Origin of the sequence: Corynebacterium sp. 51B (assembly GCF_008930785.1) — a bacterium.
In the GTDB taxonomy this organism is placed as follows: Bacteria; Actinomycetota; Actinomycetes; order Mycobacteriales; family Mycobacteriaceae; genus Corynebacterium; species Corynebacterium megadyptis.
Genome location: NZ_PQMK01000002.1, coordinates 90524 through 116262, shown reverse-complemented (window position 1 = coordinate 116262; position 25739 = coordinate 90524). Strand labels below are relative to the sequence as shown.

The following is a 25739-nucleotide window of genomic DNA, read 5'->3' as shown; positions in this document are numbered from 1 at the left end:
AGGCTGCTGCGACCAAGCCCCGCGGTCGTTAGTACGGGGCCGAACGATCTGGCCGCGGGCAATCGAGTCACGGGCTTGGCGGGCGGTGTGCGGCTCGCACAGAATGTCATAGCGCCCGGCCACAATCTGGGTGCTCGACGCGAAATCGCGTTTCCCCTTCGAGGCGGCATAGGGCACGCTCACGGACACGAGCCCGAAAATCACACCGAGGATCGCGCCTGTCAGCAGCGGCACCAGCCAATTTTCATAAAACAGCCCGAAGAGCAGCCCGAAAAACAGGCCTGCCCACGCGCCGGATACTGCGCCGCCTAAGAGCACCTTGCCCCAGGTCAAGCGACCTTGAACGCGCTCGACTTCCATAAGATCGACACCCACGATGGTGAGGTCCTTTACCGGAAACTCCTGATCAGAGAGCATATCTACGGCGGCCTGCGCCTGTTCATAGCTCTCGAAACTTGCAACCGGCCACCCTTCCGGGCGCTTCTTCATCGCCATCGCCTTCACGTTGTTCGCGGGGGATGTCATAGCAGTATCTACCAACTTCTTTGCATCTACGGGCAGCACAGCGCCGCCTGGGAATCATTCAGAGCTCGCTTAAGCCGCGCCATCTGGGCTGGCTCATTTTCGGGCCTTCACTAGCCCTAACGCCCGAAGCCCGCGGAAGGTTCCCGAACAATACGTTCCACTACCTGGTCCGTGGGGTTTCCCATGCGTAGTACGCTTATCGACGCCCACCTCGCGCCACCTCCCCTCATGCCGCAGGTCAACACCCAGCATCAGCCAGCCCCCGGCAGCAGTAGCAGGATCTGTGCAGCTGACCGTTACAATATCTAGTTATGAATGCAGTGACGAGAGTGTATGCCGGCCGACTGGCCGGAATGGTGGTGCGTAGCCCAGACGCCGAACCCATTGGTCGTGTCCGCGACGTTGTCGTGATGATGCACGGGCTCGAACGTGACTCTCGCGTACTCGGCCTGATCGTGGCGCTTCCCTCCAAGCGTCGCATCTTCCTGCCGATGCTGCGCGTAGCCACCATCGAACCCCAAGAGATCGTCCTTGCCTCGGGGCAGGTGTCGATGCGCTCCTATCAGCCGCGCGAGGGCGAGACGACTATCTCCCAGGACATCATCGGTGCCAAGGTACACGTGGATGATCCCGAGCTGGAGAATCTCCATGGCAAAGCCGTGGAGGTCGCCGATGTGGAGCTGACCCGCACCCGCACTCGCGACTGGGTGATCTCCAAGATCGCGGTGAGCGCCAATAAATCCACCTTTGGCCGCCGCCCCACGCTCTATGTCACTCCGTGGAAGTATGTGCATGGTCTGGGAGAAACCGCGACCAGCCACGAGCAGGAAACCGCGAAGCTGCGCTCCCAATTCGAGGAGATGCGCCCTGCCGACGCGGCGCCGCTGTTCTACAACCTCAGCGCCTCCCAGCGTCGTGCCGTCACCAGCGGCCTGAACGACGAGCAATTGGCCGATATTCTCCAGGAGCTCTCTGAGGAACGCCAGGCCGAGCTGATCGAGGAGCTGGCCATCGAACGCGCCGCGGACGTGCTCGAGGAGATGGACCCGGACGACGCCGCCGACCTGTTGGAAGAGCTTCCCGACGCCACCGCCGACGTGCTGCTGGAACTGATGGATCCAGAAGACTCCGCCCCTGTGCGCCGCCTCATGAGCTTCCTGCCTGACACCGTCGGTGCGCTCATGACCTCGGATCCGTTGGTGATGACCCCGCAGCGTACTGTCGCCGAGGCGCTCGCTATGGCCCGCAACCCCGATCTGCCGACCTCGCTGTCCTCTATGGTGTTCGTGGTGCGCCCTCCCACAGCGACCCCTACCGGCACCTACCTGGGATGCTTGCACCTGCAAAAGCTGCTGCGTGAACCTCCTTCGGAGCTCATCGGCGGCTTGCTCGACCCAGATCTCCCACCGCTGTATGCCGATGACCTGCAGGAAACTGCGGCCCGGTATTTCGCCACCTATAACTTGGTGTGTGGCCCTGTGTTGGACGATGACGGCCACCTCCTCGGCGCCGTCGCCGTCGATGACTTGCTCGACCACATGCTGCCCGAGGACTGGCGCGAGACCGGCATCCGCCCCGCCCAGTCCGATACCACCACGCCCCTACAGGAGGCCTAGCTGATGAGCGATTACCGCAATAGCCTCGATACTCCCATGGCCACGCGGCGCCGTGGCCTCCGCATCAATGCGGACGCTGTGGGCGCCATGGCGGAAAGGGTTGCCCGTTTCTTCGGAACTGGCGAGTATTTGTTCTGGCAGACCATCTTCGTCATCACGTGGATCGCGTTGAACCTTGGCGCGTGGAAGTGGCAGTGGGACCCCTACCCCTTCATCCTGTTGAACCTGGCCTTCTCCACGCAGGCCGCCTATGCGGCGCCGCTGATTCTATTGGCCCAAAACCGGCAGGAGGACCGCGACCGCGTCTCCTTGAGCGAGGATCGTCGCCGCGCCGCCCAGACCAAGGCCGATACGGAGTTCCTCGCCCGCGAGCTGGCGTCGGTACGCCTCGCGCTGGGTGATAGCGTTACTCGTGATTATCTGCGCCGCGAGATGGAAGATCTGTCCGGTTTGCTTGAGCGCATCGAGGCGAAGCTGGATGATGAGTCTGCGGCACGCATCGCCCGTGAACACGGCGATCACCAGTCCTCCGAGTTCCATGAGCCCACTCAAGGCGATGTGGTAGACACCAACCGCCGCCCCCATAGCTAAAGCCTACAGTCAGGAAAATCGCACACCCCGATGTCTCATATTGAAGAATCCCTCGTCCGCCAGGCCCTTTCTCGCGTCGAAGATCCCGAAATTGGTCGCCCCATCACGGAGCTCGACATGGTGAAGTCGGTGGAGGTCACCGGCAACGATGTGGCAGTGGTGATCTATTTGACGATCGCCGGCTGCCCCATGAAGTCCACCATCACCGAGAATGTGCGCGCCGCTATCGAGGAGCTCGACGGCGTGGGCGAGGTCTCGGTCAGCACGGATGTGATGAGCGATGAGCAGCGCCGCAATCTGCGCCTGCGGCTGCGCGGCAGCCAGGATGATCCGGTTATCCCCTTCTCGCAGCCCGACTCCACCACCCGCGTGTTCGCCGTGGCCTCCGGCAAGGGTGGCGTGGGCAAGTCGTCGATGACGGTGAATCTGGCCGCTGCCCTCGCAGCGCGTGGGCTCAGTGTGGGCATTCTCGACGCCGACATCTACGGCCATTCCATCCCGCACATGCTCGGCAGCACCGAGGCGCCCAACATGGTCGAAGACATGATCATGCCGCCCCAGGCGCACGGCATTAAGCACATCTCCATTGCTCACTTCACCGAGGGCAATGCCCCTGTGGTGTGGCGCGGGCCGATGCTGCACCGTGCGATCACCCAATTCCTCACCGATGTGTTTTGGGGCGATATCGACGTGCTCTTGGTGGATCTTCCGCCCGGTACCGGCGATGTGGCGATCTCGATTTCCCAGCTGCTACCCACCGCCGAGTTGTTGATCGTCACCACCCCGCAGGCCGCCGCCGCCGAGGTGGCGGAACGCGCCGGCACCATTGCTCAGCAGACGCGGCAGCGGGTGCGCGGGGTTATTGAAAACATGGGGGCCATGGTGCTTCCCGACGGCAGCACCATGGACATTTTCGGCTCCGGTGGCGGTGCAACCGTGGCCGCCCGCCTCACCGAGCTCCTCGGCACCCAGGTGCCGCTATTGGGATCGGTGCCGCTCGACCCCGCGCTGCGGGAACAGGGCGATACGGGCACCCCGATCGCCGTGCATGATCCCAGCAGCCCTTCCGGCGCGGCGGTCACCGCAATTGCCGAGCAGCTGGTGCGCCGCGAGGGCTCACTCACCGGCGTCCAGCTGGGAGTGAACCCGAGGCGCTAGCAGCTGCGTGAGTCGCACATAGACACCACCCCGCCTGCGTGGAGGATCTTTTCTCTCACGAGGCGGGGTGTGGTGCGTTCAGGAGCAGCGCGGCCTAGGTGATGTCATCCCAGCTGAAGTTGCGGTTCTGCGGCCCGCTGGGCGGCATCTGCTGTGCCGGAGGCTGGGCGGCGGAATCGGCGTCTTGGCCACGGGTATTCGGCACCACCGTGCTTCCTGAGGCGGGTGGCACCGAGTTGCGGTCCCGATAGGCCTCGCCTTGAGTATCGCTGGCCATGATCTTCTTCGGATCAAAGGAGTCCAGATAGGAGCCATCGCCGTCGAAGAGCGCCTTGGTCAGGGCGGCTTTGGGCCCCATGGCGGTGAACTTCGACAGCTCTTGTACGGGCCGAGCCACCTCTTCGAACTCGGGGCCAATCTCATCATTAAGAGTCTGTTTGGTGCGGTTGATTGCGTCGCGGGCGGCGATGAACGCGGCACGGACGTCTTGGATAACTCCAGGCAGCCGGTCGGGGCCGACCACGATAAGCACCACTACGCAGACGACGAAAATCTCGCTCCAGCCGACGCTAGAAAACACCAGTCCCTCTTTCTTCTTCGCACCATCTCGCTACAGCAGGACACTACTTGTTTCAGATTCTAGCGCGCCACGCCAGCGCGATATGCACCAGGAGCAGCAGGCACACCCGCAGGAAAAAACAGCGGTGCTCTAGCGCCCCTGGACGTGACGAACAGCGCGGTAGAACACCTCGACGCGATCCATCAAGCTGGGTGCACTAGCGCGACTTATCTCGTCTGCGCCTGGCCCTTCCGGGCAAGACATTTCAATCTGGGCGAGCTTGGCGATGAGCGAACGCGGCGCCCGCAGCCCATCATTGACCCTTTGCCGCACTGACTCGGCGGCTTGACGCTGGCGATGAACCTCATGGCGGCACAAAGGGCAATGCACCAAGTGCACCCGAGCGCGGTCGGCGGCGATAGGGCTGAGCTCGTTATCCACGTAGGCGGCAATGGCCTCGGGTCCTAGGTGCTCGACTGAGTCGAAGCTATCGGCTTCGTTGCGGTAGTCGCTGATCATCTCCGTCGGTCACCTCACCATCTATGTGCTCGTATGTTCTTGTGTGCTGTGCTGCAGCAGCTGCCGCAGCAGTTCCGGCGCTAGCTGTGGTGCGGCACCAATAGCTTCGCGTTTTCATCATCCGCTGCGGCGGCCCGCTCCAACGAGGCGCGGAGCTGGGTCCGGCCGCGGTGAATCCTGCTGCGTACAGTTCCCATTTTTACCCCGAGAGTATCTGCAATTTCATCGTAGGACATGCCAAGTACGTCACAGAGCACGATCGCCACACGAAAATCGGGCGACAAACTATCGAGAGCCTCCTGCAAGCTGGGATCCAGATTGGCCACCTGATAGGCCTGCTCAGGGGTCAAGACGGTGCCGGGAACACGCTCATAATCCTCCGGCAGCGATTCCATCCGGATCTTGTTGCGGTGGCGCACCATATCGAGAAACAAATTAGTGGTGATGCGGTGGAGCCATCCCTCGAAGGTACCCGGTTGGTAGTTTTTCAGCGAGCGAAACACACGCATGAAGGTCTCTTGGGTGAGATCCTCGGCGTCGTGCTGATTACCGGACAAACGAAAGGCGAGGCGATACACGCTGTCTGCGTGCTCCTCGACGAGTTCGGCCCAAGTGGGCATCGATCCTTGTCCTGCGTCGAAGGCAGCAGTGCCGTGCAGCGGTTCCTCACACGCTGCAGCTGTAGGTGAATCTGCAGCGGCGGGCGAAGCGAGGGCAGGACGATCAGTCATGACAGCCATTGTGCCGTATGGAGATAAGAAATAACTGAGTTCCACACAACAATCCCGTAACGCTCAGCTGGGGATGAGCTGTCAGCACAGCTACTGCCCCCTTTTATGGCACTTGAGCCACACCTGTCACAGCTTTGCTGCTGGTGGTGCGTTGTTCCCCCGCCCTGCGCACCGCCATCTTAAAATAAGGCGCGTGACTGAGACTGCATACCGTGCTTTGACTGACTACATTCGCTCTACCGCCGTCACCAGCGAGAGCCTGCAGGCCGCAACGGAGGGCGCAGCGGAATTCGGCGTTCCCACACTCGACGCGATCAGCGGATCCGTATTGACCCTGTTGGGCTCCCAAGCTGCCCGTGGCGCCGAACCAAGCGCTATTGCTGTCACCCCCGCCGCCGCAGTGGTGGGCCTGCATCTCTTCGAAGGCATGGGCCCAGCTGGCCATCTCACCTGTATCGACCCAGAGCTCGAGCACCAGAAACTGGCGCGCCGGAGCTTCACCGAGGCAGGTATCGCCGCCTCGCGCTTCCGCTTCCTGCCCTCGCGTCCCCTCGAGGTGATGGGCCGGCTGGCCACGAACTCTTATGACATCGTCTACGGCGATGTGGCCCCGCAGGACATGCAGGCCTTTGTGGACTCCGCGTGGCCACTGATCCGCCCCTCCGGCATGATCGTCGTGGCAGCGAGCTTGCTCGATGGCACCGTGGCTGATGAGTCCCGCACAGACCGAGACACCGCCGCGGCCCGCGCCCTCGACGAACAACTGCGCGACTATCACGATGCCCTCGTCACCCGCCTCCCCCTGGCCGGCGGTCTCAGCATCATCAGCAAGCGCCCCTAAGCCGCGAGGACAGCGTCGTCACGCATACTCGCGACACCACACCATAGACGTCAGCGCCTGGGCTCTTCCTTAAGGGAAAAGCTCAGGCGCTGAAACGTGTGGATCTAGCTAGACGATCTCGTTTTTGCCCACGCAGACCACGCCGCCGGGGCTGACCTTGAAGCGGGACTTATCGCGCTCGTGATCGACGCCGATGAACTCGCCCTCGCTCACCTTGACGTTCTTGTCCAAGATGGCGTGGCGCACCACCGCGCCCTTGCCAATGCGGACGCCAGGCATCAGCACCGCGCCTTCGACAGTGGCGCCGTCCTCCACGATGACATTGTTCGACAGCACCGAGTTGCGCACCGTACCGCCGGAGATGATGCAGCCGGAGGAGACCATCGAGGACTGCGCTATGCCGCCTTGCACGAACTTGGCCGGCGGCAGGTTGCCGATCTCGGAGGTGTGGATGGGCCAGTGCTTGTTGTACAGGTTAAACACCGGGTGGACGCTAATGAGATCCATGTGGGCCTCGTAAAAGGCGTCCACGGTACCGACATCGCGCCAGTAGCCATGATCGCGCTCGGTGGAACCGGGCACCGCATTGGCCATGAAGTCGTAGACGTGGGCGTCGCCGCGCTCCACGAAATAAGGGATGATGTCTCCGCCCATATCGTGCTCGGAGTCGTCATTGTCTTCATCATCCAACAGGGCCTTGATGAGGGCCTTGGTGGTGAACACATAATTGCCCATGGAGGCATAGGTAACGTCCGGATCGTCCGGGGTAGCCGGCGGGTTCTCGGGCTTCTCGAGGAACTCGGTGATATTGCCGTCTTCATCGGACTGGATGCAGCCGAAGGCGGTGGCCTCGGAGCGGGGCACGCGAATACCGGCCACCGAGACGGACTTACCGGACTTGATGTGCTCCTCCACCATCTGGGAGGGGTCCATGCGGTAGACGTGATCGGCGCCGAAGACGATAACGTAATCCGGTTCTTCGTCATAGATCAGGTTCAGCGACTGCAAAATGGCGTCTGCGGAACCCGTGAACCAGCGCTTACCCAGGCGCTGCTGCGCGGGCACTGGGGTGATGTACTGCTCAGCGAGACCAGAGAGCTGCCACGACTGAGAGATATGGCGGTCCAAGGAGTGCGACTTGTACTGGGTGAGCACGCAAATCTGCATGAATCCCGCGTTGACAAGATTGGAAAGCACAAAATCGATGAGGCGATAGGTGCCGCCAAAGGGAACGGCTGGCTTGGCGCGGTCAGCGGTGAAGGGATACAGGCGCTTACCTTCGCCGCCAGCAAGGACAATTGCTAGAACATGTGGTTGGCGTTTCACGCCTTCCAATCTATCCCCTTTTATGTAGACGCGCCGGAAAAGTGGGTTACCCCATACACACTTCCGCCCCCTCGCTCGCGAGGTCACACTACTGTGGGGATTATGCGAGTTGGAATGATGACCAAGGAGTACCCACCGGAGATTTACGGCGGCGCAGGCGTGCATGTGGCGGAGCTGACCCGCTTCATGCGCACGCTGGTGGACGTCGATGTTCACTGCATGGGTGCGCCCCGCGATGAGAAGAATGTGTATGTCCACGGAGTGGATCCCGCGCTCGAGGATGCCAACCCCGCGATCAAGACCCTCTCCACGGGGCTACGCATGGCCACTGCCGCAAACAACGTGGATGTGGTGCACTCCCACACCTGGTACTCGGGCCTGGGCGGGCACCTGGCGGCGCGTCTCTACGACATCCCCCATATCGCCACCGCGCACTCCCTCGAGCCGCACCGGCCATGGAAGCGCGAGCAGCTCGGCGGCGGCTACGAGGTGTCCTCGTGGTCGGAGAAGAACACCATGGAATACGCCGATGCGGTGATCGCTGTGTCGGCGCAGATGAAAAACGCCATCATGGACGCCTATCCGCGCATCGACGAGAACCGGATTCACGTGGTTCTCAACGGCATCGACCCCGAGCTGTGGCATCCCCGCCCCACCTTCGATGATAACGAGGACTCCGTGCTCCGCGAGCTCGGCGTGGACCCGAACAAGCCCATCGTCTCCTTCGTGGGCCGCATCACCCGCCAAAAGGGGGTCGAGCACCTGGTGAAGGCCGCTTCTCACTTCGACGAGGGCGTGCAGCTGGTGCTCTGCGCCGGCGCGCCGGATACGCCCGAAATCGGCGAGCGCACCGCCACCTTGGTGCGGGAGCTGCAACAGCAGCGCGATGGCGTGTTCTGGGTGCAGGAGTTTTTGCCGAAGCCGAAGATTCAGGAAATCCTCACCGCCTCGGATACCTTCGTCTGCCCCTCCATCTACGAGCCGCTGGGCATCGTCAATCTCGAGGCCATGGCCTGCGGCAGCGCCGTGGTCGCCTCCGATGTGGGAGGTATCCCCGAGGTGGTCAATGACGGCGTCACCGGCAGCCTCGTGCACTACGATGCCGAGGACACTGAGGCCTTCGAACGCGACCTGACCGCCGCGGTCAATGAGATGGTGGCTGATCGCACCCGCGCCAAGGACATCGGCGAGAAGGGCCGGCAGCGCGCCGTCGAGCAGTTCTCCTGGGCCACCATCGCCGAGCAGACCATTGATGTCTACCGTTCTTTGATGTAACTGCTCGTAGCCGCACTCTTGCTCCCGCCCCAGCACGCCGCTGTGGGCGGGAGAGATGTTTTCAGGGCAGGCGGGGTGGCGTCGATAAGCGAGCGGCGGCAGCGCGGGCGTCACGACTAGGCTGGGGCCATGACCCACTACCCCACACACAGCACCCAGCTTGCGCCGGTGGAACGACATACGATTTTTCAAAACTCGCTGATGACGGCGCTGCTCGATGGCATTTACGACGGCGACATGACGGTGAGTGAGCTGCTGGGGCAGGGCAATTTTGGAATTGGCACCTTCGACGCCCTCGATGGGGAGATGATCATCGTCGATGGCCAGTGCTATCAGGTGCGCGGCGACGGCACGGCCCGCCCGGCGCGCCTCGACCAGTGCTCACCGTTCACGGTGGTGACCAACTTTGTGCCGCGCATTAGCGCCCACGCGCCGAATGACATGTCGCGCAGCGATCTCGGCGCCTATATCGATTCGCTCCAGCCGAGCGAAAATTACATGTATGCCGTGCGGATTAGCGGCCAGTTCCACGACGTGTCCGTGCGCACGGTCACCCGACAGGAAAAGCCCTATCGACCTATGGTGGAGGCAACGGCAGACGATACCGAGATGCATTTCGCGGATGTCTCCGGTGTGATCGGCGGGTTCCGCACCCCCGTCTACGAAAAAGGTATTTCCGTTCCCGGCTGCCACGTGCACTTCATTGATGATGCGCGCAGCCGCGGCGGGCATGTGCTGGATTTCCGCGTCAAGGACGCAATTATCGAGCTCTGCCCCGCAACGGAGCTGAACCTGCGGCTGCCGCTCTCCTCGGATTTCTCCCGCGCCGACCTCGCACCGGAGAACCTCGATGAGCAGATCCACACCACGGAAGTAAAAAGTTAAGTACTATCGACGCCGCAACGCTCTACCCATTGTGAACTGGGTGTGCGCCGCAGCCAATCGGTGCCCGAACAAAGTTGTCGAAAGAAACACTAGGTACGTTATGAGCCACCGCCCCGAGTTACACGTCACCGCCGAAGAAGGCATTCTTGCGGCCCCCGCTGGGGTGCTGCTGCACGACGACGTGTGGCACGTTTTCAACCAGTACAAGCCGAGCGCCTCGGCCAGCTCCCGCTGGGGGCACCAGGCCTCCCGTGCCCTGCCCTATGACTGGGACGTGTGCGATGATGTGCTCGCCACCCACGGCGACGAGGTCGAGCTGCGCGCCGGCTCAGTGATCCCCGTGGGTAAGGGCATCGACATCTTCTTTACAGCCGTCTCCGCAGACGCCACCACCATCAAGGTGGCCGAGATCGCCGACGCGGACGCCACCACCGAAACAGTGGCCGATGACATCTCGCACCTCGATAGGCACGTGGACAATGTGCACACCGTGGTCTCGGACTGCCACGGCTATTCCCACTTCCGCTCGCCCTGCGTGGTTCCTGATTGGCGCTCCACGCAACGCGATGATCACCACGGCTGGATTATGCTCGCCGTGGCCGGTTCTTCCGACAACCCCGACATTGTGGTGTTCGAATCCGCCGATCGCCGCGACTGGAACTTCGTGGGCCCGCTGCGCTGCGTCGGCACGCCCAGCGGCGTCAGCCACTATAAGCGCATCGTGTCTCCCCGCCTGATTCGTTTGCAGGATGAGGTGGACGAAAAGATTTATGATGTTTTGCTGCTGACCGTTGAAACCGACGGCCGCGATATCTCCGGCTATTTGGTGGGCACTCTCACCGATTCCGAGTTCAGCGTGATCACCCCCTTCACCCGCCTCGACCGGGGCCATGACTTCTCGCGCCCCCGCAACACCAATGTGGTGACCGGCTTCAACACGGATCCCGCGGCGCGCTACGCGTCGAGCACCATGTTCGGCCTGATGAACGGGGTGGGTCGCGGTGACGATCCCACCACCCATCTGAGCCTGCGGCAGGAAAACTGGGCCAATTGCCTCACCCTGCCGCGCCGGGTAACCCTGCAGGGCGGCATCCTCTACCAAACGCCGCGCGCTGGGCTTCCCGACGCCATCCGCGCCTCCGAGCACGCCCGCGCCTTCATTGCCCGGCTGGATGCCCAGCCGAGCGAGGACGCCGTGGTCGATATCGAGCTCCGCGATGCCACAGGCGCCGTCGCTGCACGCGTGTCCTATTCTTCCGATGAGATCGCGCTGGATCGCAGCATGAACCCGCACCACGAGGGCAGTGTCCCTGCCGTGGCGGAGCGCAGCAGCGAAGAAACCGAGGCGCTCTCCCTCATTGTGGATGGCTCCACCGTGGAAGTCTTTGCCGACGGCGGCTTGATCGCCATGGCCTCGCGGGTGTATTTCGATGGCGGCTGCCAGTCCATCACCTACACCGCCCGCCATGGCGCCCGGGTGGAATCGACCATGGAGATCGAGCCGCTCTAAACGCCACTCGCCGCCGCGGCTCGCCGCTCATCGCTTATGGGCCCGCACCCCCTGCATACACAGAGGGGGTGCGGGCCCAGTGCTGTTTTTTGAGCTGTGCCGGCGCTACCGGCTGCTCCGGCTAGTCGCCGACGCGAGCGAAGCGGGTGATGCTGGCGCGGGCGGTGATCTCCATGCGTTTGGGCAGCCCAGCCACGCGCTCGTTGAGTACATCCGGCTCGATGTGGCGCGCCGAGGGGCTCATGCCAATCTGGGCGGCGATAGAGGGCTGATCGAGGCTCATCCGGAACTCCACCAACTGCGGCGGCTGCACCGGGACGAGATACTCCGACATCTCCTCGATCAGGCGCTCGGTACTGCCCTGCTCCACATCCAGAATGCCGAGCGGCTCCCGCAGCTCACTCAGGTGCCCGGGTTCTGCGTTGAGCACCACCACGTTCCCGCCGGGTGCGAGCACGCGGGCAAACTCCGCGGCATTGTGCGGGGCGAAGATCAGGGTGAGGGCGTGGATAGAGTGATCGAGCAACGGCAGGCGCTCTAAAGCATCAGCGACCACGGCGCCGACGCGCGAGTGAGAGTCGGTGAGCTTTTCCGCAGCGGGAATAGAGACGTCGATGCCCACGCCACGGGAATCATCCACCGCATCCAGCGTGTGCGACAAATAGTAACCCGTGCCGGCGCCGATCTCGCACAAGGCGGGGGCGATATCGTTGCCCACTCCCGCGTCTTCGAGGGCCTCGTGCACGCCTTGAGTCACGGCTTCCACGAATGGTGCGTAGTGCCCCTGCGACAAAAAGGTTTCGCGATCTGCCACCATCTGGGCGTCATCGCCATCATGGGCCAGCCGGCCATTCGCCGCGAGGGTGACAAAGCCCTCGGCAGAGACCTCATAGATTCGCCCTGTCACCGACACGAGGCTGCGGTAGCCATCGTAGGACACCAGCGGGGTGCCGTCCACAGGGTCGGCGAGAAGGTCACTTACATCATCGAGCACAGCTACCGCCTATCTAGATCTTTGTTCGGTTCATGCGCCGCGCGGCATTGTCGCCGCGCATGATGGTTTCCGCAGCATAAGAGCGCAGACAAGGAATCCTCCTCGCTGCACTGGGCACAGAACATTTTTGCCCATGGTACAACCAGGAGGAGGAGCACCCAAACTTCACCCGTGGCCGTGCCGAGCACAAGCGCTAGGGCGAAGAGGGAAGCGGGAGGCTAGGCCTCCGCGACGTCAAGAAGATGGTGGCCAAGCTCGGCTGCTTCATCCTTGCTCAATTCCACCACCAAGCGGCCGCCACCGTCAGCGGGGATCCGCACCACGATTTTCCGGTTTTCTTCGACAGCTTCCAATGGTCCATTCCCCGTGCGCGGTTTTTGAGCAGCCACGATAAGCCTTCCACTATGACAAAAAATAGTTACAACTACCCATACATTCTACGCCGTGAAACGAGACCATGCGTTGCTTTTGTCCGGTGTACTCGGCCTTCACTGGCCCACAGTGGGCCAGCTCACGGTGTGCTGGGAGTGGTGGGAGTAACGGCGACGGCGGCATCAACGCCGAGCGATTCCAGCGGCGGCCGGCTGGCACACGAATCACGCTCGAGCAGGACTCGGGCCACGCTATCGGCGGTATGGGCCAGCTGCTGCAGCGGACGGTGCTTGTGGCGTTTGACCCCCAGGTCCGCCTCGGCGATGGCGGCGGGGCCGAAGCGTGCTGCGATATCGAGCACAATTCCGATTTCCACGCCGAAGTCAATGATGAAGGAGCAAGCGCGGGCACTTAAGCGACGCAGGGCGTACTCCCCCGCCAAGGGCTGGGAGATGTGGCCGAGCTCGGGGTGCAGAATCCGCAGCAGAGGTTTGGCGGTGAGCTCGGTGACGCGGCCACCGCCGTGTGGGTCCTCGCCGAGTGGTCGTCGATAGGCGGCTTTGACGAGGTGGATCGAGGGATCGGCCAGCGGCGCTATCAGGCGCCGCACGAGGTGCGGTGGCGGATTCTGTAGATCGGCGTCCACAAACACCACATAGTCGCTGCGGGCGGCGGCGAGGCCGCGCCAGAGGGCCTCGCCCTTGCCGGGGTGGGGCTCAATAGCGGGATGGATCTCGCGCCAGTTGAACACCCGTGCCCCTGCGGCGTCGGCACGAGCAGCGGTGCGGTCCTGGGAGTCGGAGTCGATGACGATGATCTCTGTTGGATCATCCTGCTGTACGGCCGCAATCACCTGGGCCACGGTGGCTTCCTCGTTGAGGGCAGGAATCACCACCGATACGCTGGCGCCGCCGAGGTGCTCGGAACACTGAGGGGACGGCGCAGACGGAGTCATATGTCTCGTTATATCAGGAGCGTGGCAGCAGCATCGATTCGCGCGCATCTATCTAGCGCGGGGCGTGCCGCCTAGATCAACCCTCGTTGCGCCCGCACCGGCGCCATATCGCCGGAAATCGCGGCGACCATGCGGCAGACATCCACGGTATCGCTCACTTGGTGGACCCGAAACGCCGCCACCCCGTGCGCTGCGGCATGCGCTGTGGCCGCGAGGGTGCCCGCCACCCGCTTATCCACGGCACGGCCGGTGGTCTCGCCCACAAAGTCCTTATTCGACAGCGCCATGAGCACCGGCCAGCCGGTAGCCACGACCTCATCGATGCGGCGCAAAAGCTCAAGTCCGTGATAGGTGTTCTTGCCGAAATCGTGGGTGGGATCAATCAGCACCTTATTCTCCGGTACCCCGCACGCCACGGCCCTTTCAGCGAGGGCACTGGTCTCAGCAATCACGGCGGCCACCACATCGTCATAGCGCACCCGGTGTGGGCGGGTACGCGGCTGCTGCCCGCCCGTATGAGAGCACACATAGCCCACCTTCTTCTCCCCGGCGAGCTCGACCAGCTCCGAATCCACCCCCGCCCACGTGTCATTAATAAGGCTCGCGCCTGCTTCCACGGCGGCGCGCGCCACCTCGGTGCGCCAGGTGTCCACCGAAATCGCTATCTTGGGGTGGCGCTCATGGGCGGCGGCAATGATCGGCACCACCCGGTCCACCTCTTCCGCAGCGGACACGAACTCGCCGGGCCCCGCTTTTACCCCACCGATATCGAGAATCGTGGCTCCTTCGCGCACAACGCGGTCGATGCGGGCGAGGGCGGCGTCGTCGCTAAACGTGGCCCCCTTGTCATAGAAGGAATCGGGGGTGCGATTGATGATCGCCATCACCGCCGGTAGCGGGCCGGGCCGAAACGCGGGGGACAAAGCGGGCATGAGGATCTCTCTCGTATGTGCTCGGGTCTACCCTGGGCTAGGCCTGCGGCGCCGCGGGCGGCTCGGCCAAGCCGAACTCGCTGTGCACGCGGGTGATGTGCTGCACGGCCTCGTCTATATCGTCGGTGATGATGAAGCGATCGACATCGTCTTCGTCAATAAAGCCCTCCTCGATCACCCGATCCAGCATCCACTGTTTCAGCGGGGCCCAGAATTCGGTGCCGATGAGCACGATGGGATAGTTGGTGATCTTGCCCGTCTGGGTGAGCACGAGCGCCTCGAAGAGCTCATCCAAGGTGCCGAAGCCGCCGGGCAGGCACACAAACGCCTGGGTGTATTTGAAGAGCATGGTCTTGCGCACGAAGAAGTAGCGAAAGTTCAGGCCCAGATCCACCCACTCGTTGAGGTGCTGCTCATGCGGCAGCTCAATGCCCAAACCCACGCTCAGCCCATCGGCATCGCTGCAGCCGCGGTTCGTAGCCTCCATCAGGCCCGGACCGCCGCCGGTGATCACGGCATAACCGGCCTCGGCGAGCGCCGCGCCGAGCTGCCGGCCCAGTGCGTAATAAGGGTGATCGGGCGCGGTGCGGGCAGAGCCGAATACCGTCACCGCCGGCGGCAACTCCGCCAGGGCACCGAAGCCCTCGACGAACTCGGACTGGATGCGCAACACCCGCCAGGGATCGGTGTGTAGCCAGTCGGCGGCGGCGGAGTGATCCAAGAGCCGTTGATCGGTGGTGGACTCCTGCGGGGACTGCTGCCGCATCAATACCGGGCCGCGGAGGCCACGGCGGGGCGAGTCAGGGGTGGTGTCGCTGGTCATATGCTCATCCATTCTTCGCTTCAGACATCTGTTTTTAGCTGTTCACACTAGCGTTGCGCGCGAACACGGCGTGGGAGTACACCACGGGCACACGCAGTGCGCTGCCAAGGCTACCCCGCGCCATCGCTGTGCGCAGGAGGCGGCATTCTGCTTTCATTACACCGTGGCGATGGCGCGCCTGGGAGCGCCGCGGGCCGAACCCTGCCCATACTTAAGCCGCAGCAAGCTGAAGGTAGGATGAGATTCATGCTCACACATGGTGCCACTGCAGTGGGAATTGCAAATATCGCGATGGATGGGACTGTTCTCGACACCTGGTATCCCCACCCCGAGCTGATTATGGACGCGGACTCGCACACGATGCCCTCGAGTTCCGGAACCACTCGCCTCGGTGCTCATCGACTGACCCCAAAAATGCTGTCGCTGGTGCGTATCGACGAGGACCGCATGGTGGAACAGGTGGCGGTGTCCACCACCATCCGCGATCTCTCCCAGCCGCCGCTCGATGCCCACGATGTGTTCCTGCGTCTGCATCTGCTTTCGCACCGCATTGTCCGCCCCCACGAGATCAACATGGATCGTGTGCTCGATCTCCTCTCCACTGTGGTGTGGACCAATAAGGGCCCATGTCTGCCCGATAATTTCGAGTTCGTGCGCACCTCCCTGCGTTCGCGTGGCCTCATCCACGTCTATGGCGTCGATCGTCTGCCCCGCATGGTCGACTATGTGGTGCCCTCTGGGGTGCGCATCGCGGAGGCCGAGCGGGTCCGCCTCGGCGCCTATCTCGCCCCCGGCACCTCTGTGCTGCGCGAGGGCTTCGTCTCCTTCAACTCCGGCTCGCTGGGGCCGACCAAAATCGAGGGGCGCATGTCCTCCGGAACGGTGATCGGGGAAAACACCCGGGTCGGCTTGGCCGCCACCGTGATGGCAGGGCGCAGCGAGACCAATCCGCGGGTGCCCACCACCATTGGCGAGGACTGCGTACTCGGAGTCAGCGCCGGCGTCATCGGGCTCGATCTGGGAGATCACTGCAGCATCGGCAATAACGTGGTGCTGGAGCCACACACCCCCGTGCTCTTCTTCGACGGCGACCTCCCCCAGCCCGGCGCGTCCATGGAGCATGGCCGGTGGGGCACCGCTGCGGACATGGCCGGTGGGAGCAACTGGACCGTGCGCTGCGCGGCAAGCGCCGGCACGATCGTCGCCTCCCAGGCGCCACAGCAGGCAACACCGGGCTATAACAGCTTTAGCTAAGGGGCATATCGGGCGACGAAGGGGCAGCATCGCGCCAGCGTGCTCCCCCTTATGCGATCGTGCTACCCCTTATGTGATGGGGCGGCTGGCAGAAAATGTACCGAGCGGTACAGAGTGTAATACGCTAGCTAACCATGACTACCGTGGACACAGCTGAGAACACACTCGGCTCAGGCTTAAAAACCCGCCACCTGACCATGATGGGGCTCGGCTCCGCCATTGGTGCGGGACTCTTCCTTGGCACCGGCGTGGGCATCAAGGCCGCCGGCCCGGCGGTGCTCTTGGCCTATATCGTGGCCGGCATCATCGTGGTATTTGTGATGCAGATGCTGGGCGAGCTATCTGCTGCCCGCCCGCGCTCCGGCTCCTTCTCCGAATATGCGGAAATGGCCTTCGGACACTGGGCCGGCTTCACGCTCGGCTGGATGTATTGGTTCATGCTCACCATGGTGATGGGCGCGGAGATGACCGGCGCGGCCGCCATCATGGGCTCGTGGTTTGGGGTGGCTCCCTGGATTCCGGCGCTCGTCTGCGTAGTATTCTTCGCCATCGTGAATCTGGCCGCGGTGCGCGGTTTCGGCGAGTTCGAGTTCTGGTTCGCCTTCATCAAGGTCGCCGTGATTATCTTCTTCCTGATCGTCGGCGTGCTCATGATTATGGGCTGGCTGCCCGGCCATGAGGCGGTGGGCTTGACCAACTTCATCGACGCCGGATTCGCCCCTAATGGCATCTCCGGTATCGCCGCCGGCCTGCTGGCTGTGGCCTTCGCCTTCGGCGGTATTGAGATCGTCACCATCGCCGCAGCAGAGTCCGAAAAGCCCCGCGAGTCCATTCGCGTGGCGGTGCGCTCGGTGATCTGGCGTATCTCCGTGTTCTACCTAGGCGCGGTGCTGGTGATCACTTTCCTGCTGCCCTACTCTCGTATCGGCGGCGCCGATTCCGCGGCGGATTCTCCCTTCACCATCATTTTGGGCATGGCGAATATCCCCGGCACGGTGGGCTTCATGGAGGCCGTGATTGTGCTCGCGCTGCTCTCGGCATTCAACGCCCAGATCTACGCCACCTCGCGCTTCGTCTACTCCTTGGCGCAGCGCGGCTACGCGCCTCATGCCTTCCGCTCGCTCAGCGGCAGCAACCAGGTTCCCACGCTCGCGGTGATCCTCTCGGTGATCTTCGCTTTCGGTTCCGTGGCCCTGCAGTGGTGGAACCCCGCGGGGCTCTTGGAGTTCCTCTTCAACGCTGTCGGCGGCTGCCTCATCGTCATCTGGGGATTCATCGTCGCCAGCTATCTCAAGCTGCACCCGGAGATGGAGCGCAACAAGGAAATCTCGGTCCGCATGTGGGGCTATCCGTGGCTCGGCTGGGTCACCCTCGCCATGCTGGCAGGGCTGACCATCCTCATGCTTTTCGACGCCTCCTCCCGCCCCCAAGTCAGCTCCGTGACGGTGCTGACCCTGGCGCTTGTCGCCCTGTCCTTCCTCACGAAGCGTTCGGCGCGAAAGAAGTAACTACGCAGCAGAGTGTGGGGGCATAAGCCCCTGCTGGCCGCAACACACAGCACACCCCGAGACGCCTGATATGCAGGCTGCTCGGGGTGTGGTGTATCTGCTTAAGTTCTGTGGAGCGTCGCCGCTGGGCTAGATTGGTGCCTGCTCCAGCACCACCCGTGTTTTTCTAAAGGTCCACAGCTTATTCACCACGAAATTCACGGGCATGGCCACCGCCGTACCGGCTAGGGCCGCCCAGTAGAGCTTGGTGCGCAGCCCTGTGGAGCCATCGAAGATATCCGAGGGCAGAGCCACGGGCGATTCCGGGTTGATGAGCAAGGTGGACACCACCTGGGTGACCACCAGCGCCCCGAGCCCAGCGATGAGGAAGGGGATGAACTGCTTCAGCCAGGAAGGCCGGTGCGAGGTGCGGAAGGTCCACATCCGGTTGAGCTGGAAGTTCGACATATTGGCCACCAGGAAGGCGATGGTCAAGATGATGTGGAACCAGCGGATGTGAAACTGGGTGCCCAGCAGGTTCATGGCGGCGTCTTCTTCGTGAATACCGAAACCGCCGTCGAGGATTTTCTTCACGACCACCACGGTGAGGAAGTTCACCACAACGCCGGAGGCGCCGACAATGCCAAACTTGAGGAATTGTCGGAAATTGCGGCGATAGCGCGAGGCCCCCGAACCGCTGCGCGGCTGGGCTACCTGGTGGTTAGTCACTACTCTCTCCCCTAGCGAATGCCATGTTGAATGCGGCTCAGGCGGGTATCCACCCGCTGGTGTTCATCCAGAGTTTACCCGCTGCATGCCGCAGAATAGGAACCTTGAGTGGCCCCTGGGCGCGGGTTATGGCCTAGGCCGGCGCTCGGCCGAAGCCTCCCGCGAGGCGCCGTGCAGCTGCCTCGATCGCGCTATCGCTGGCAGTGATAGATAATCGCACATGGCTGTGGCACTGCTCGTTATCGCCATAGAAGGTGCCCGGCGCGGTGATAATTCCGAGATCCGCGAAGGCCTCCACGGTCTCCTGGGCGCTGCGCCCTTGAGTGACCCAGAAGTACAACCCAGCTTCGGAATGGTCCACCTGCAGCCCCGCAGCGTCCAGGGCGGCGCGCAGTGTTTCGCGGCGCCGGCGATAGACCTCGTACTGCTGCTGCTCATGCTCCTCGCTGCTCAGTGCGCACACCATGGCGTGTTGCACCGCCCAGGGCAGCGATAGACCGCAGTGCTTGCGCACCTCGGCCACCTCGCCCAGCAGGCCGCTGTAGCCGAAGATGAAGCCTGCGCGATAGGAGGCCATATTCGAGGTCTTCGACAGCGAATGAATCACGATGAGATTCTCGAGGCTCTCCCCGCACACCTCGGGATGGGCGATGGAACGAGCCCGCCCAGAATAGTCCAAGCCGAGATAGCACTCATCGGAGGCAATAATTGCCCCGGTCTCGCGCGCCCACGCCACCAGTTCCTTGAGTTCGGCGGCGCTACGGACACGGCCGGTGGGATTCGATGGCGAGTTGATATACACAAAGTCCGCATCGGAGGCGATGATGTCCGAGACTTCTTCGGCCACCACGACGCGCGCCCCACACAGCCGCGCGGCGATATCGTAGGTGGGATAGGCGATCGCTGGTACGGCGATGCGGTGCTCGGCTCCGAGGCCCAGCAGCCACGGTAGCTGGGCGATGAGTTCTTTGGTGCCGACCACGGGCACAATCGCGGCCGCGGGAACGGGCTGTATCCCATAGCGGCGGTGCAGTGACTGCGAGATGGCGTCGATAAGCGCCGGAGTGCCCAGAGTCGGCGGATAGCCGGGATGGGTGGCGTGGGCGCGCAGGGACTCGGCGATGGGCTCGGCCACGGGATCGACCGGCGAGCCCACTGTCAGGTCGATGGCTCCCTCGGGGTGGGCGTGAGCGCGCTCGATAATGGGCCCGAGGCTATCCCACGGGAAGGCGGGAAGGCGACGGGCCAAGGGCTGGCGGGAACGCGCGGTCACGATGAGAGCCTCCCTGAACCTTTAAGCCTGGGGAGGTAGCTCGGCAACCAGCGGCGGATCGAAGTCCTGGGCGCCGAGCTTGGCGGCGCCGCCGGGCGAGCCGAGGTCATCGAAGAAGGCGGCATTGGCGTCGTTGTAGTCAATCCACTCATCCGGCACATCGTCCTCGTAGAAAATAGCCTCCACGGGACACACCGGCTCGCAGGCGCCGCAATCCACGCACTCATCCGGGTGGATGTAGAGCGAACGCTTGCCCTCGTAGATGCAGTCCACCGGGCATTCTTCCACGCACGCCCGGTCCATCACGTCGACGCAAGGCTGAGCGATGGTGTACGTCATGTGAGCTAACTCCTGAAAATGTGTGACAACTATGGTTGTGTGGTGTGCGCATCGGGGCGCGGGGGCCGCGGGCTTTTCTGCCACAACGGCATGAGACCGCCCGCGATTCCAGCGGCAAGTAACAAGACCGAGCGCAAACTAGACCCGACAAGCATATCCCCAGTCACCGACACCGAAAAAGTTAGGATCATATAACCTGACACCCACACGATTGCCGGTACGGCCGCCGCGAGCATGTTCTCCGTCCACAGTCGCGCCGTGCGGGTCAGCACCGCCGTGAAGAAGAAGGCGATCACGATGGTGTAGGGAAAAGGAATCGAGTTTCCGCCCGGCAACGTGATCCACGTGCCTAGATAGACCACCTCCAATAGCACCGACACCAGCGATCCCACCGATAACCACAGGAGGCCGCCGGCGATTTCACCGGTGCTGTGCTCGGCGTAGGTGTAGCGCTGTGGATGGCTAAGCTTCATCGCCTAGTCCTCCTTCCCACAGTGCGGGAGTTGGGCCAGTTCATCCTCGCCGAGCTCATAGATCTCATTCACCTCATCGAACACATCCGTGGCCTCGCGCGGCAGCTGTGGCCCCGCACCAATTTGATAGCTTTCGCTCGCCGTCACCGGCTGGGCAATGAGATTCGATAGCGCAAACACAGGAGTATCCGCCTCGGCCTGCGCGGGCACCGGGTTGGTGGCGCTCACGGAGCCGTCGGCGATCCAGATCTGGGTAGCGTGGGCCTTCATCGCCGCCACCTTCTGGGCCTGCTCCGCTGGGGTCAGGGCTAGGCGAATATCGGCGTGCTCGACCCGCGCGATCTCCGCATCGGCGCGGCGCCACGCCTGCGGAATGGAGCGGATTCCTGCGAAGCCGGCCTCGAGGTCCTCCTCCAGCGTCACCGCCCACAGAATGCGGGTGTGCCCCGGGGCGGCCCGGTGGGTGATGGTGTGCGCCGCGATGTGATCTGGGTGGCCATAGCCGCCGTCCGGGCCATAGGTGATCAACAGCTCAGGGCGGTACTCGGCAATGAGCTCCCGCAGCTGCTCGGTGGCCTGATCCAGGTTATTCACCAAGGCCTGCGGGTGCGCCGCGGAAGGATCGCCGGCCATACCGGAGTCTCGCCACTGCCCCGGGGCGCCGAGGTGAATCCCGCGCACCCCGAGAGCCGCCAGCGAGTCTTGGAGCTCGCGGATACGGAAACCGCCCAGCTGATCGGAGTGCTCGGCGACTAAGTTCTGGTAGGGATCACCAATCACCTCCCCCTGTTCACCCAAGGTGCAGGTGACCACGATGACATTCGCGCCGCGGCGCGCCAGATGGGCGAGGAGCCCGCCGGTCCAGATGGCCTCATCATCAGGATGGGCGTGGACAGCAAGAACGGTGACGTCGGTTAAGGGCGTCTCGGACTGCACAGTAGTGATCATGGGGTTTCGGTGTTCTCCTCAGGGGTGCCGATACGACTGGGGCCTAGGCCTTGGCGCACGCTCCAGCTGGCGGCGCCGGCGAGTCGCCCAGCATAAGGATCGACGGGCCACTCAGCGAAAGTGGAGGCGGGGCCGATAATACGCGCCCCTGCCGCATCAAGGCGGATGGTATAGGACAGCGGGTAGGTCAGGATCTCGCGATTTTCCACCGCCCGCACCGCCTCGGTAGCGGCGCTGTCATCCACCGTGCCGCCGAGATACTCGCGCAGCGTGGCATCGAGATCACTATCGCACAGCTGCGAGACGGCCACCCCACACAGATAGCGGGTCGCGAGCCCGATGGGAGTTTGCTCCGTGCGGGAGTGGGTGACAATACCGTCGATATGCCCCTCGGGCATGAGGGTGCTAAAGAGCTCGGCGGTGGTGGAGAGAATCACGTTCACATCGATCCCTTGCTGCGCGGCGAGATCGCTGATGGACCGCGCCGCCGTCACGGCCTCGTCATCGGCGGCATCCACGCCCAAGATGACGGAGCGGCCGCTGGGCAGTGCCTCCGGTTCTATCTCCGGCTGCGGGAACTCGCTGGGATCCGCCAGCCCGAGATGCGCACTACGGCCAGTGGCGAGCTTGGCCACGAGGGGGGCGTCGATAAGCCTGATAAAACCGGCCCGCTTCGCCGGGGTGTCCAGAGTCGGTGCCGTGGTATTGAACACCACGTCGAGGCGGCGATGATAGACGCGGGTGGCGGTCTCTACCCCGGGCACGAGCTGCAGCGCGGGTTCGGTGGTCTCCTCCAGCGAGAGATCGGCCAAATCCATCTGGCCGCGGCGCATCATCTCGGCGGCGCTCCCGGCCGAGCGAATCTCGCGGAAAATGAGCCTTTCGATCTTCGCCGGCTGCAGCCCCCAGTAGCGATCATTCCGTGACAGCACCACCTCGCCGCGCTGCCTGTCAACGGAGGAGACTTGATACCGCCCGCCAGAAACCGGCATGGTATTGGCCAGCACGCGATCGAATCCATCGGTGCCGGTGAGGAAAATATGGCTCGGTAGCAGGTGTGTGAACAACCTCTGCCACTGCTCCACGCGGTGGCCAAAGTCGACGGCCACGGACTTGCCGCCATTGCTGACACGAATGCCGGAGATCTGGCGATAGCCAGCGGTGTCAGCCGTGCCCGGAGTGGAGACGATGGATTCCCACAGGTATTGAAAATCGGAGCCGGTTATGGGAGTGCCATCAGACCATTGGGCCGCGGTGCTGATCTGATAGCGCACCGTCTGCACCGCATCGCCGACCGGTTCAATCTCCTCGGCGCTGGTGAGCAAAGAGGAATTGAGCTCACCGCCGACGAAGGCGCTGGGCAACACCAGCGCCGCCATTGATTCCACAAAAGGCGTGGAATCGGCGATCAGGTGCGGGTTAAAACCGTTGAGCAAGGGATCCATGCCCACGATGATCTTGTTGCGCTCAGCGGGATCGATGTCCTCGGGGCGCTCCGGCGGCGTGGAGGAGGACGTGGTACTGATCGTCCGCTCCACTTCCTCCACCGGCGGCGGGCCCGGATTGGCTGCACAACTGGCAATACTGAGAGCGACGACCACGCTGGTGCAGCTCAGCGAGGCACGGCGAAGCACATTGATCACCCTCATGAGTCTAGCGGCTAGGCCGGTGCGGCCGAGAAGTCGCGCTACTTGTTGCGGGCCTTCTCGCGGGCGCGGGCGCGGCCACGGTCGGTGGCAGAGAGAATCACCTTGCGCACGCGGATGCGCTCCGGGGTCACCTCCACGCACTCGTCTTGGCCACAGAACTCCATGGCTTCGTCGAGGGAGAGCACATGCGCCTTAGCCAGGGTAAAGGTGGCGTCCGCCGTCGCGGAGCGCATATTGGTGAGCTTCTTCTCCTTGGTGATGTTGACGTCCATGTCCTCATCACGGTTGTTCTGCCCCACAACCATGCCCTCATAGGCCTCCATGCCGGGCTCCACGAAGAACTGTCCACGATCGGCCAGCTGCATCAGCGCATAGGTGGTGACCTGACCGGAGCGATCGGCCACCAAGGAACCGGAGGCGCGATCCTTGATCTCGCCGGCCCAGGGGCGGTAGCCATCCGAGTAGTGATTGGCAATACCGGTGCCCTTGGTATCGGTCATGAACACGGTGCGGAAGCCGATCAGACCGCGGGCGGGCACCTCGAATTCCATGCGCACCCAATCGCTTCCGGTGGTGTCCATGGACATCATGATTCCCTTGCGGCTGGCCAGCAGCTGGGTCACGGCACCCTGGAACTCGGCGGGCACGTCGATGACCATGTGCTCGAAGGGCTCGTGGATCTTTCCATCGATGGTCTTGGGCACCACCTGGGGCTTGCCCACGGTGAGCTCGAAACCTTCACGGCGCATGGTCTCCACCAGCACGGACAGCGCCATCTCGCCGCGGCCCTGCACCTCCCAGGCGTCGGGACGCTCGGTGGGCAGCACGCGCAGGGAGACGTTACCGATGAGCTCCTGCTCGAGGCGGGCCTTCACCACGCGGGCGGTGAGCTTATCGCCACCGCCGCGACCGGCCATCGGCGAGGTATTCACGCCGATGGTCATGGAGATCGCCGGCTCATCCACGGTGATGCGCGGCAGCGGGGTCGGATTCTCCACATCCGCGAGGGTGTCGCCGATCATCACCTGGTCGATACCGGAGATAGCCGCGATATCGCCGGCGATAACCTCCTTGGCGGGCACGCGCTGCATGCCCTCCGTGGAGAGCAGCTCGGCAATCTTGACGGTCTTGGTGTGCTGATTGCCCTCATCGTCGTAGTGAATCCATGCCACCTGCTGGCCCTTCTTCAACACGCCGGCGTGCACGCGCACTAGGCCGATACGACCCAAGAAAGACGAGGAGTCCAAGTTGGTCACATGGGCCTGCAGCGGGGCGTTGATATCAGCCGAGGGCTCGGGCAGCACATCGTAGAGCACGTTGAAGAGCTCCTGCAGATCCTTCGCATCCGGCACATTGCCATCACCGGGGTTCTCGGTGGAGGCGGTGCCGGCGCGGCCGGAGGCGTAAAGCACCGGCAGGTCCAGCAGCGTCTCGGCGGCCGCCTGGGCTTCCTCGTCCTCCAGAGTGGAGGCCAGCTCGAGCAGCAGGTCCTGGGATTCTTCGACCACCTCATCGATGCGGGCATCGGGGCGGTCGGTCTTGTTCACGCAGATAATCACCGGCATCTTCGCCGCCAGGGCCTTGCCTAGCACGAAGCGGGTTTGGGGCAGCGGCCCCTCGGAGGCGTCGACGAGCAGCACCACACCATCGACCATGGACAGCGCCCGCTCCACCTCGCCGCCGAAGTCGGCGTGGCCGGGGGTGTCGATGACATTAATAATGAGATCTTCGCCATTCTTGCCCTGGCCCACACGTCGAATGGAGGTGTTCTTGGCCAGAATGGTGATGCCTTTTTCCTTCTCCAGGTCACCGGAGTCCATCACCCGATCGGCGATCTCGCCGTGGTCACCGAAGGCGCCGGATTGTTCGAGCATGGCGTTGACGAGGGTGGTTTTGCCGTGGTCAACGTGTGCGACAATGGCGACGTTTCGGAATTCGGTGCGCGCGGTAGTGTTGTTTTCGCTCACGGGCTTGT

General features: G+C 63.1%; 25 protein-coding genes and 1 pseudogene. 9 read left to right on the top strand and 17 right to left on the bottom strand.

Annotated features, from left to right (window positions below; translation table 11 throughout):
• Positions 1-57: 57 nt before the first annotated feature.
• Positions 58-525: pseudogene (locus tag GBB14_RS03535) on the bottom strand (general stress protein); the annotation flags it as partial.
• A 311-nt stretch (positions 526-836) separates the two neighbouring features.
• Here GBB14_RS03535 and GBB14_RS03530 point away from each other — a divergent pair.
• Genes GBB14_RS03530 through GBB14_RS03520 form a run of 3 tightly spaced genes read left to right on the top strand, consistent with a single transcriptional unit; the run spans position 837 to position 3890 of the window.
• Positions 837-2141, top strand: a complete 1305-nt coding sequence (locus GBB14_RS03530) for a magnesium transporter MgtE N-terminal domain-containing protein (protein ID WP_151529916.1) — start codon at positions 837-839, stop codon at positions 2139-2141.
• Positions 2142-2144: 3 nt separating this feature from the next.
• Positions 2145-2732: a DUF1003 domain-containing protein gene (locus tag GBB14_RS03525; protein ID WP_151529915.1), complete on the top strand. Its 588-nt coding sequence runs from the start codon at positions 2145-2147 to the stop codon at positions 2730-2732.
• Positions 2733-2762: 30 nt separating this feature from the next.
• Entirely contained in the window at positions 2763-3890 is a 1128-nt protein-coding gene (locus tag GBB14_RS03520; RefSeq protein ID WP_151529914.1) for an Mrp/NBP35 family ATP-binding protein, read from the top strand.
• A gap of 94 nt (positions 3891-3984) precedes the next feature.
• Here the strand turns inward: GBB14_RS03520 and tatB are convergent, their stop codons facing one another.
• The 3 genes from tatB to sigE all read right to left on the bottom strand — a co-directional run bounded on the left by tatB (position 3985) and on the right by sigE (position 5699).
• Positions 3985-4470 carry a Sec-independent protein translocase protein TatB gene (tatB, locus tag GBB14_RS03515; protein WP_151529913.1) on the bottom strand — a complete coding sequence of 162 codons (486 nt, stop codon included), beginning with the start codon at positions 4468-4470 and terminating at the stop codon, positions 3985-3987.
• Between the two features lie 129 nt (positions 4471-4599).
• Positions 4600-4968 (bottom strand): anti-sigma factor, encoded by a 369-nt coding sequence (locus GBB14_RS03510; RefSeq protein ID WP_151529912.1) that lies wholly within the window; start codon positions 4966-4968, stop codon positions 4600-4602.
• 80 nt (positions 4969-5048) lie between these two features.
• Positions 5049-5699 (bottom strand): RNA polymerase sigma factor SigE, encoded by a 651-nt coding sequence (gene sigE / locus GBB14_RS03505; protein WP_151529911.1) that lies wholly within the window; start codon positions 5697-5699, stop codon positions 5049-5051.
• A 193-nt stretch (positions 5700-5892) separates the two neighbouring features.
• Here sigE and GBB14_RS03500 point away from each other — a divergent pair, with 193 nt between their 5' ends.
• Positions 5893-6540 carry an O-methyltransferase gene (locus tag GBB14_RS03500; RefSeq protein WP_151529910.1) on the top strand — a complete coding sequence of 216 codons (648 nt, stop codon included), beginning with the start codon at positions 5893-5895 and terminating at the stop codon, positions 6538-6540.
• 108 nt (positions 6541-6648) lie between these two features.
• Here GBB14_RS03500 and glgC read toward each other — a convergent pair whose 3' ends face one another.
• The gene (glgC, locus tag GBB14_RS03495; RefSeq protein ID WP_192795942.1) at positions 6649-7866 is read right to left on the bottom strand and encodes a glucose-1-phosphate adenylyltransferase; all 1218 of its coding nucleotides are present in this window, start codon (positions 7864-7866) and stop codon (positions 6649-6651) included.
• Between the two features lie 102 nt (positions 7867-7968).
• On the opposite strand from glgC, the gene glgA reads away from it, so the two are divergent.
• The 3 genes from glgA to GBB14_RS03480 all read left to right on the top strand — a co-directional run bounded on the left by glgA (position 7969) and on the right by GBB14_RS03480 (position 11536).
• Entirely contained in the window at positions 7969-9141 is a 1173-nt protein-coding gene (gene glgA, locus GBB14_RS03490) for a glycogen synthase (protein WP_151529908.1), read from the top strand.
• Between the two features lie 129 nt (positions 9142-9270).
• Positions 9271-10026, top strand: a complete 756-nt coding sequence (budA, locus tag GBB14_RS03485) for an acetolactate decarboxylase (RefSeq protein ID WP_151529907.1) — start codon at positions 9271-9273, stop codon at positions 10024-10026.
• Between the two features lie 100 nt (positions 10027-10126).
• A complete protein-coding gene (locus tag GBB14_RS03480) occupies positions 10127-11536 on the top strand; it encodes a GH32 C-terminal domain-containing protein (RefSeq protein ID WP_151529906.1) in 1410 nt (469 codons plus the stop codon).
• 121 nt (positions 11537-11657) lie between these two features.
• Here GBB14_RS03480 and GBB14_RS03475 read toward each other — a convergent pair whose 3' ends face one another.
• The 5 genes from GBB14_RS03475 to GBB14_RS03455 form a co-directional block, all read right to left on the bottom strand.
• Positions 11658-12530 (bottom strand): methyltransferase domain-containing protein, encoded by an 873-nt coding sequence (locus GBB14_RS03475; RefSeq protein WP_151529905.1) that lies wholly within the window; start codon positions 12528-12530, stop codon positions 11658-11660.
• A 218-nt stretch (positions 12531-12748) separates the two neighbouring features.
• The gene (locus tag GBB14_RS03470) at positions 12749-12919 is read right to left on the bottom strand and encodes a DUF3117 domain-containing protein (RefSeq protein WP_151529904.1); all 171 of its coding nucleotides are present in this window, start codon (positions 12917-12919) and stop codon (positions 12749-12751) included.
• Between the two features lie 122 nt (positions 12920-13041).
• Positions 13042-13857 carry a glucosyl-3-phosphoglycerate synthase gene (locus GBB14_RS03465; protein ID WP_151529903.1) on the bottom strand — a complete coding sequence of 272 codons (816 nt, stop codon included), beginning with the start codon at positions 13855-13857 and terminating at the stop codon, positions 13042-13044.
• A 71-nt stretch (positions 13858-13928) separates the two neighbouring features.
• The gene (gene folP / locus GBB14_RS03460; RefSeq protein ID WP_151529902.1) at positions 13929-14789 is read right to left on the bottom strand and encodes a dihydropteroate synthase; all 861 of its coding nucleotides are present in this window, start codon (positions 14787-14789) and stop codon (positions 13929-13931) included.
• Between the two features lie 37 nt (positions 14790-14826).
• Positions 14827-15612: a TIGR00730 family Rossman fold protein gene (locus tag GBB14_RS03455; RefSeq protein WP_151529901.1), complete on the bottom strand. Its 786-nt coding sequence runs from the start codon at positions 15610-15612 to the stop codon at positions 14827-14829.
• Positions 15613-15858: 246 nt separating this feature from the next.
• On the opposite strand from GBB14_RS03455, the gene GBB14_RS03450 reads away from it, so the two are divergent.
• A complete protein-coding gene (locus tag GBB14_RS03450; RefSeq protein WP_151529900.1) occupies positions 15859-16866 on the top strand; it encodes a DapH/DapD/GlmU-related protein in 1008 nt (335 codons plus the stop codon).
• A 134-nt stretch (positions 16867-17000) separates the two neighbouring features.
• The gene (locus GBB14_RS03445) at positions 17001-18374 is read left to right on the top strand and encodes an amino acid permease (RefSeq protein ID WP_151529899.1); all 1374 of its coding nucleotides are present in this window, start codon (positions 17001-17003) and stop codon (positions 18372-18374) included.
• Positions 18375-18503: 129 nt separating this feature from the next.
• Here the strand turns inward: GBB14_RS03445 and GBB14_RS03440 are convergent, their stop codons facing one another.
• The 7 genes from GBB14_RS03440 to typA form a co-directional block, all read right to left on the bottom strand.
• Entirely contained in the window at positions 18504-19082 is a 579-nt protein-coding gene (locus GBB14_RS03440) for a GtrA family protein (protein WP_151529898.1), read from the bottom strand.
• A gap of 133 nt (positions 19083-19215) precedes the next feature.
• Positions 19216-20355: a succinyldiaminopimelate transaminase gene (gene dapC, locus GBB14_RS03435; protein ID WP_192796154.1), complete on the bottom strand. Its 1140-nt coding sequence runs from the start codon at positions 20353-20355 to the stop codon at positions 19216-19218.
• 21 nt (positions 20356-20376) lie between these two features.
• Positions 20377-20694: a ferredoxin gene (fdxA, locus tag GBB14_RS03430; protein ID WP_151529897.1), complete on the bottom strand. Its 318-nt coding sequence runs from the start codon at positions 20692-20694 to the stop codon at positions 20377-20379.
• Positions 20695-20723: 29 nt separating this feature from the next.
• Positions 20724-21167, bottom strand: coding sequence for a hypothetical protein (locus GBB14_RS03425; protein WP_151529896.1), 444 nt, complete (start codon positions 21165-21167; stop codon positions 20724-20726).
• 3 nt (positions 21168-21170) lie between these two features.
• Positions 21171-22115 carry an N-acetyl-1-D-myo-inositol-2-amino-2-deoxy-alpha-D-glucopyranoside deacetylase gene (gene mshB, locus GBB14_RS03420; RefSeq protein WP_151529895.1) on the bottom strand — a complete coding sequence of 315 codons (945 nt, stop codon included), beginning with the start codon at positions 22113-22115 and terminating at the stop codon, positions 21171-21173.
• Positions 22112-23758, bottom strand: a complete 1647-nt coding sequence (locus GBB14_RS03415) for an ABC transporter family substrate-binding protein (RefSeq protein ID WP_192796153.1) — start codon at positions 23756-23758, stop codon at positions 22112-22114. The genes mshB and GBB14_RS03415 overlap by 4 nt, the downstream gene beginning before the upstream one ends.
• Before the next feature lie 44 nt (positions 23759-23802).
• Positions 23803-25731, bottom strand: coding sequence for a translational GTPase TypA (gene typA / locus GBB14_RS03410; RefSeq protein ID WP_151529893.1), 1929 nt, complete (start codon positions 25729-25731; stop codon positions 23803-23805).
• Positions 25732-25739: the final 8 nt, after the last annotated feature.

Bases quoted from the DNA above. Each gene is read 5' to 3' on its own strand.
- GBB14_RS03530 (WP_151529916.1), top strand. From the start codon at position 837: ATGAATGCAGTGACGAGAGTGTATGCCGGCCGACTGGCCGGAATGGTG.
- GBB14_RS03525 (WP_151529915.1), top strand. From the start codon at position 2,145: ATGAGCGATTACCGCAATAGCCTCGATACTCCCATGGCCACGCGGCGC.
- GBB14_RS03520 (WP_151529914.1), top strand. From the start codon at position 2,763: ATGTCTCATATTGAAGAATCCCTCGTCCGCCAGGCCCTTTCTCGCGTC.
- GBB14_RS03510 (WP_151529912.1), bottom strand. From the start codon at position 4,968: ATGATCAGCGACTACCGCAACGAAGCCGATAGCTTCGACTCAGTCGAG.
- sigE (WP_151529911.1), bottom strand. From the start codon at position 5,699: ATGACTGATCGTCCTGCCCTCGCTTCGCCCGCCGCTGCAGATTCACCT.
- glgA (WP_151529908.1), top strand. From the start codon at position 7,969: ATGCGAGTTGGAATGATGACCAAGGAGTACCCACCGGAGATTTACGGC.
- budA (WP_151529907.1), top strand. From the start codon at position 9,271: ATGACCCACTACCCCACACACAGCACCCAGCTTGCGCCGGTGGAACGA.
- GBB14_RS03480 (WP_151529906.1), top strand. From the start codon at position 10,127: ATGAGCCACCGCCCCGAGTTACACGTCACCGCCGAAGAAGGCATTCTT.
- GBB14_RS03465 (WP_151529903.1), bottom strand. From the start codon at position 13,857: ATGACTCCGTCTGCGCCGTCCCCTCAGTGTTCCGAGCACCTCGGCGGC.
- folP (WP_151529902.1), bottom strand. From the start codon at position 14,789: ATGCCCGCTTTGTCCCCCGCGTTTCGGCCCGGCCCGCTACCGGCGGTG.
- GBB14_RS03455 (WP_151529901.1), bottom strand. From the start codon at position 15,612: ATGACCAGCGACACCACCCCTGACTCGCCCCGCCGTGGCCTCCGCGGC.
- GBB14_RS03450 (WP_151529900.1), top strand. From the start codon at position 15,859: ATGCTCACACATGGTGCCACTGCAGTGGGAATTGCAAATATCGCGATG.
- GBB14_RS03445 (WP_151529899.1), top strand. From the start codon at position 17,001: ATGACTACCGTGGACACAGCTGAGAACACACTCGGCTCAGGCTTAAAA.
- fdxA (WP_151529897.1), bottom strand. From the start codon at position 20,694: ATGACGTACACCATCGCTCAGCCTTGCGTCGACGTGATGGACCGGGCG.
- GBB14_RS03425 (WP_151529896.1), bottom strand. From the start codon at position 21,167: ATGAAGCTTAGCCATCCACAGCGCTACACCTACGCCGAGCACAGCACC.
- mshB (WP_151529895.1), bottom strand. From the start codon at position 22,115: ATGATCACTACTGTGCAGTCCGAGACGCCCTTAACCGACGTCACCGTT.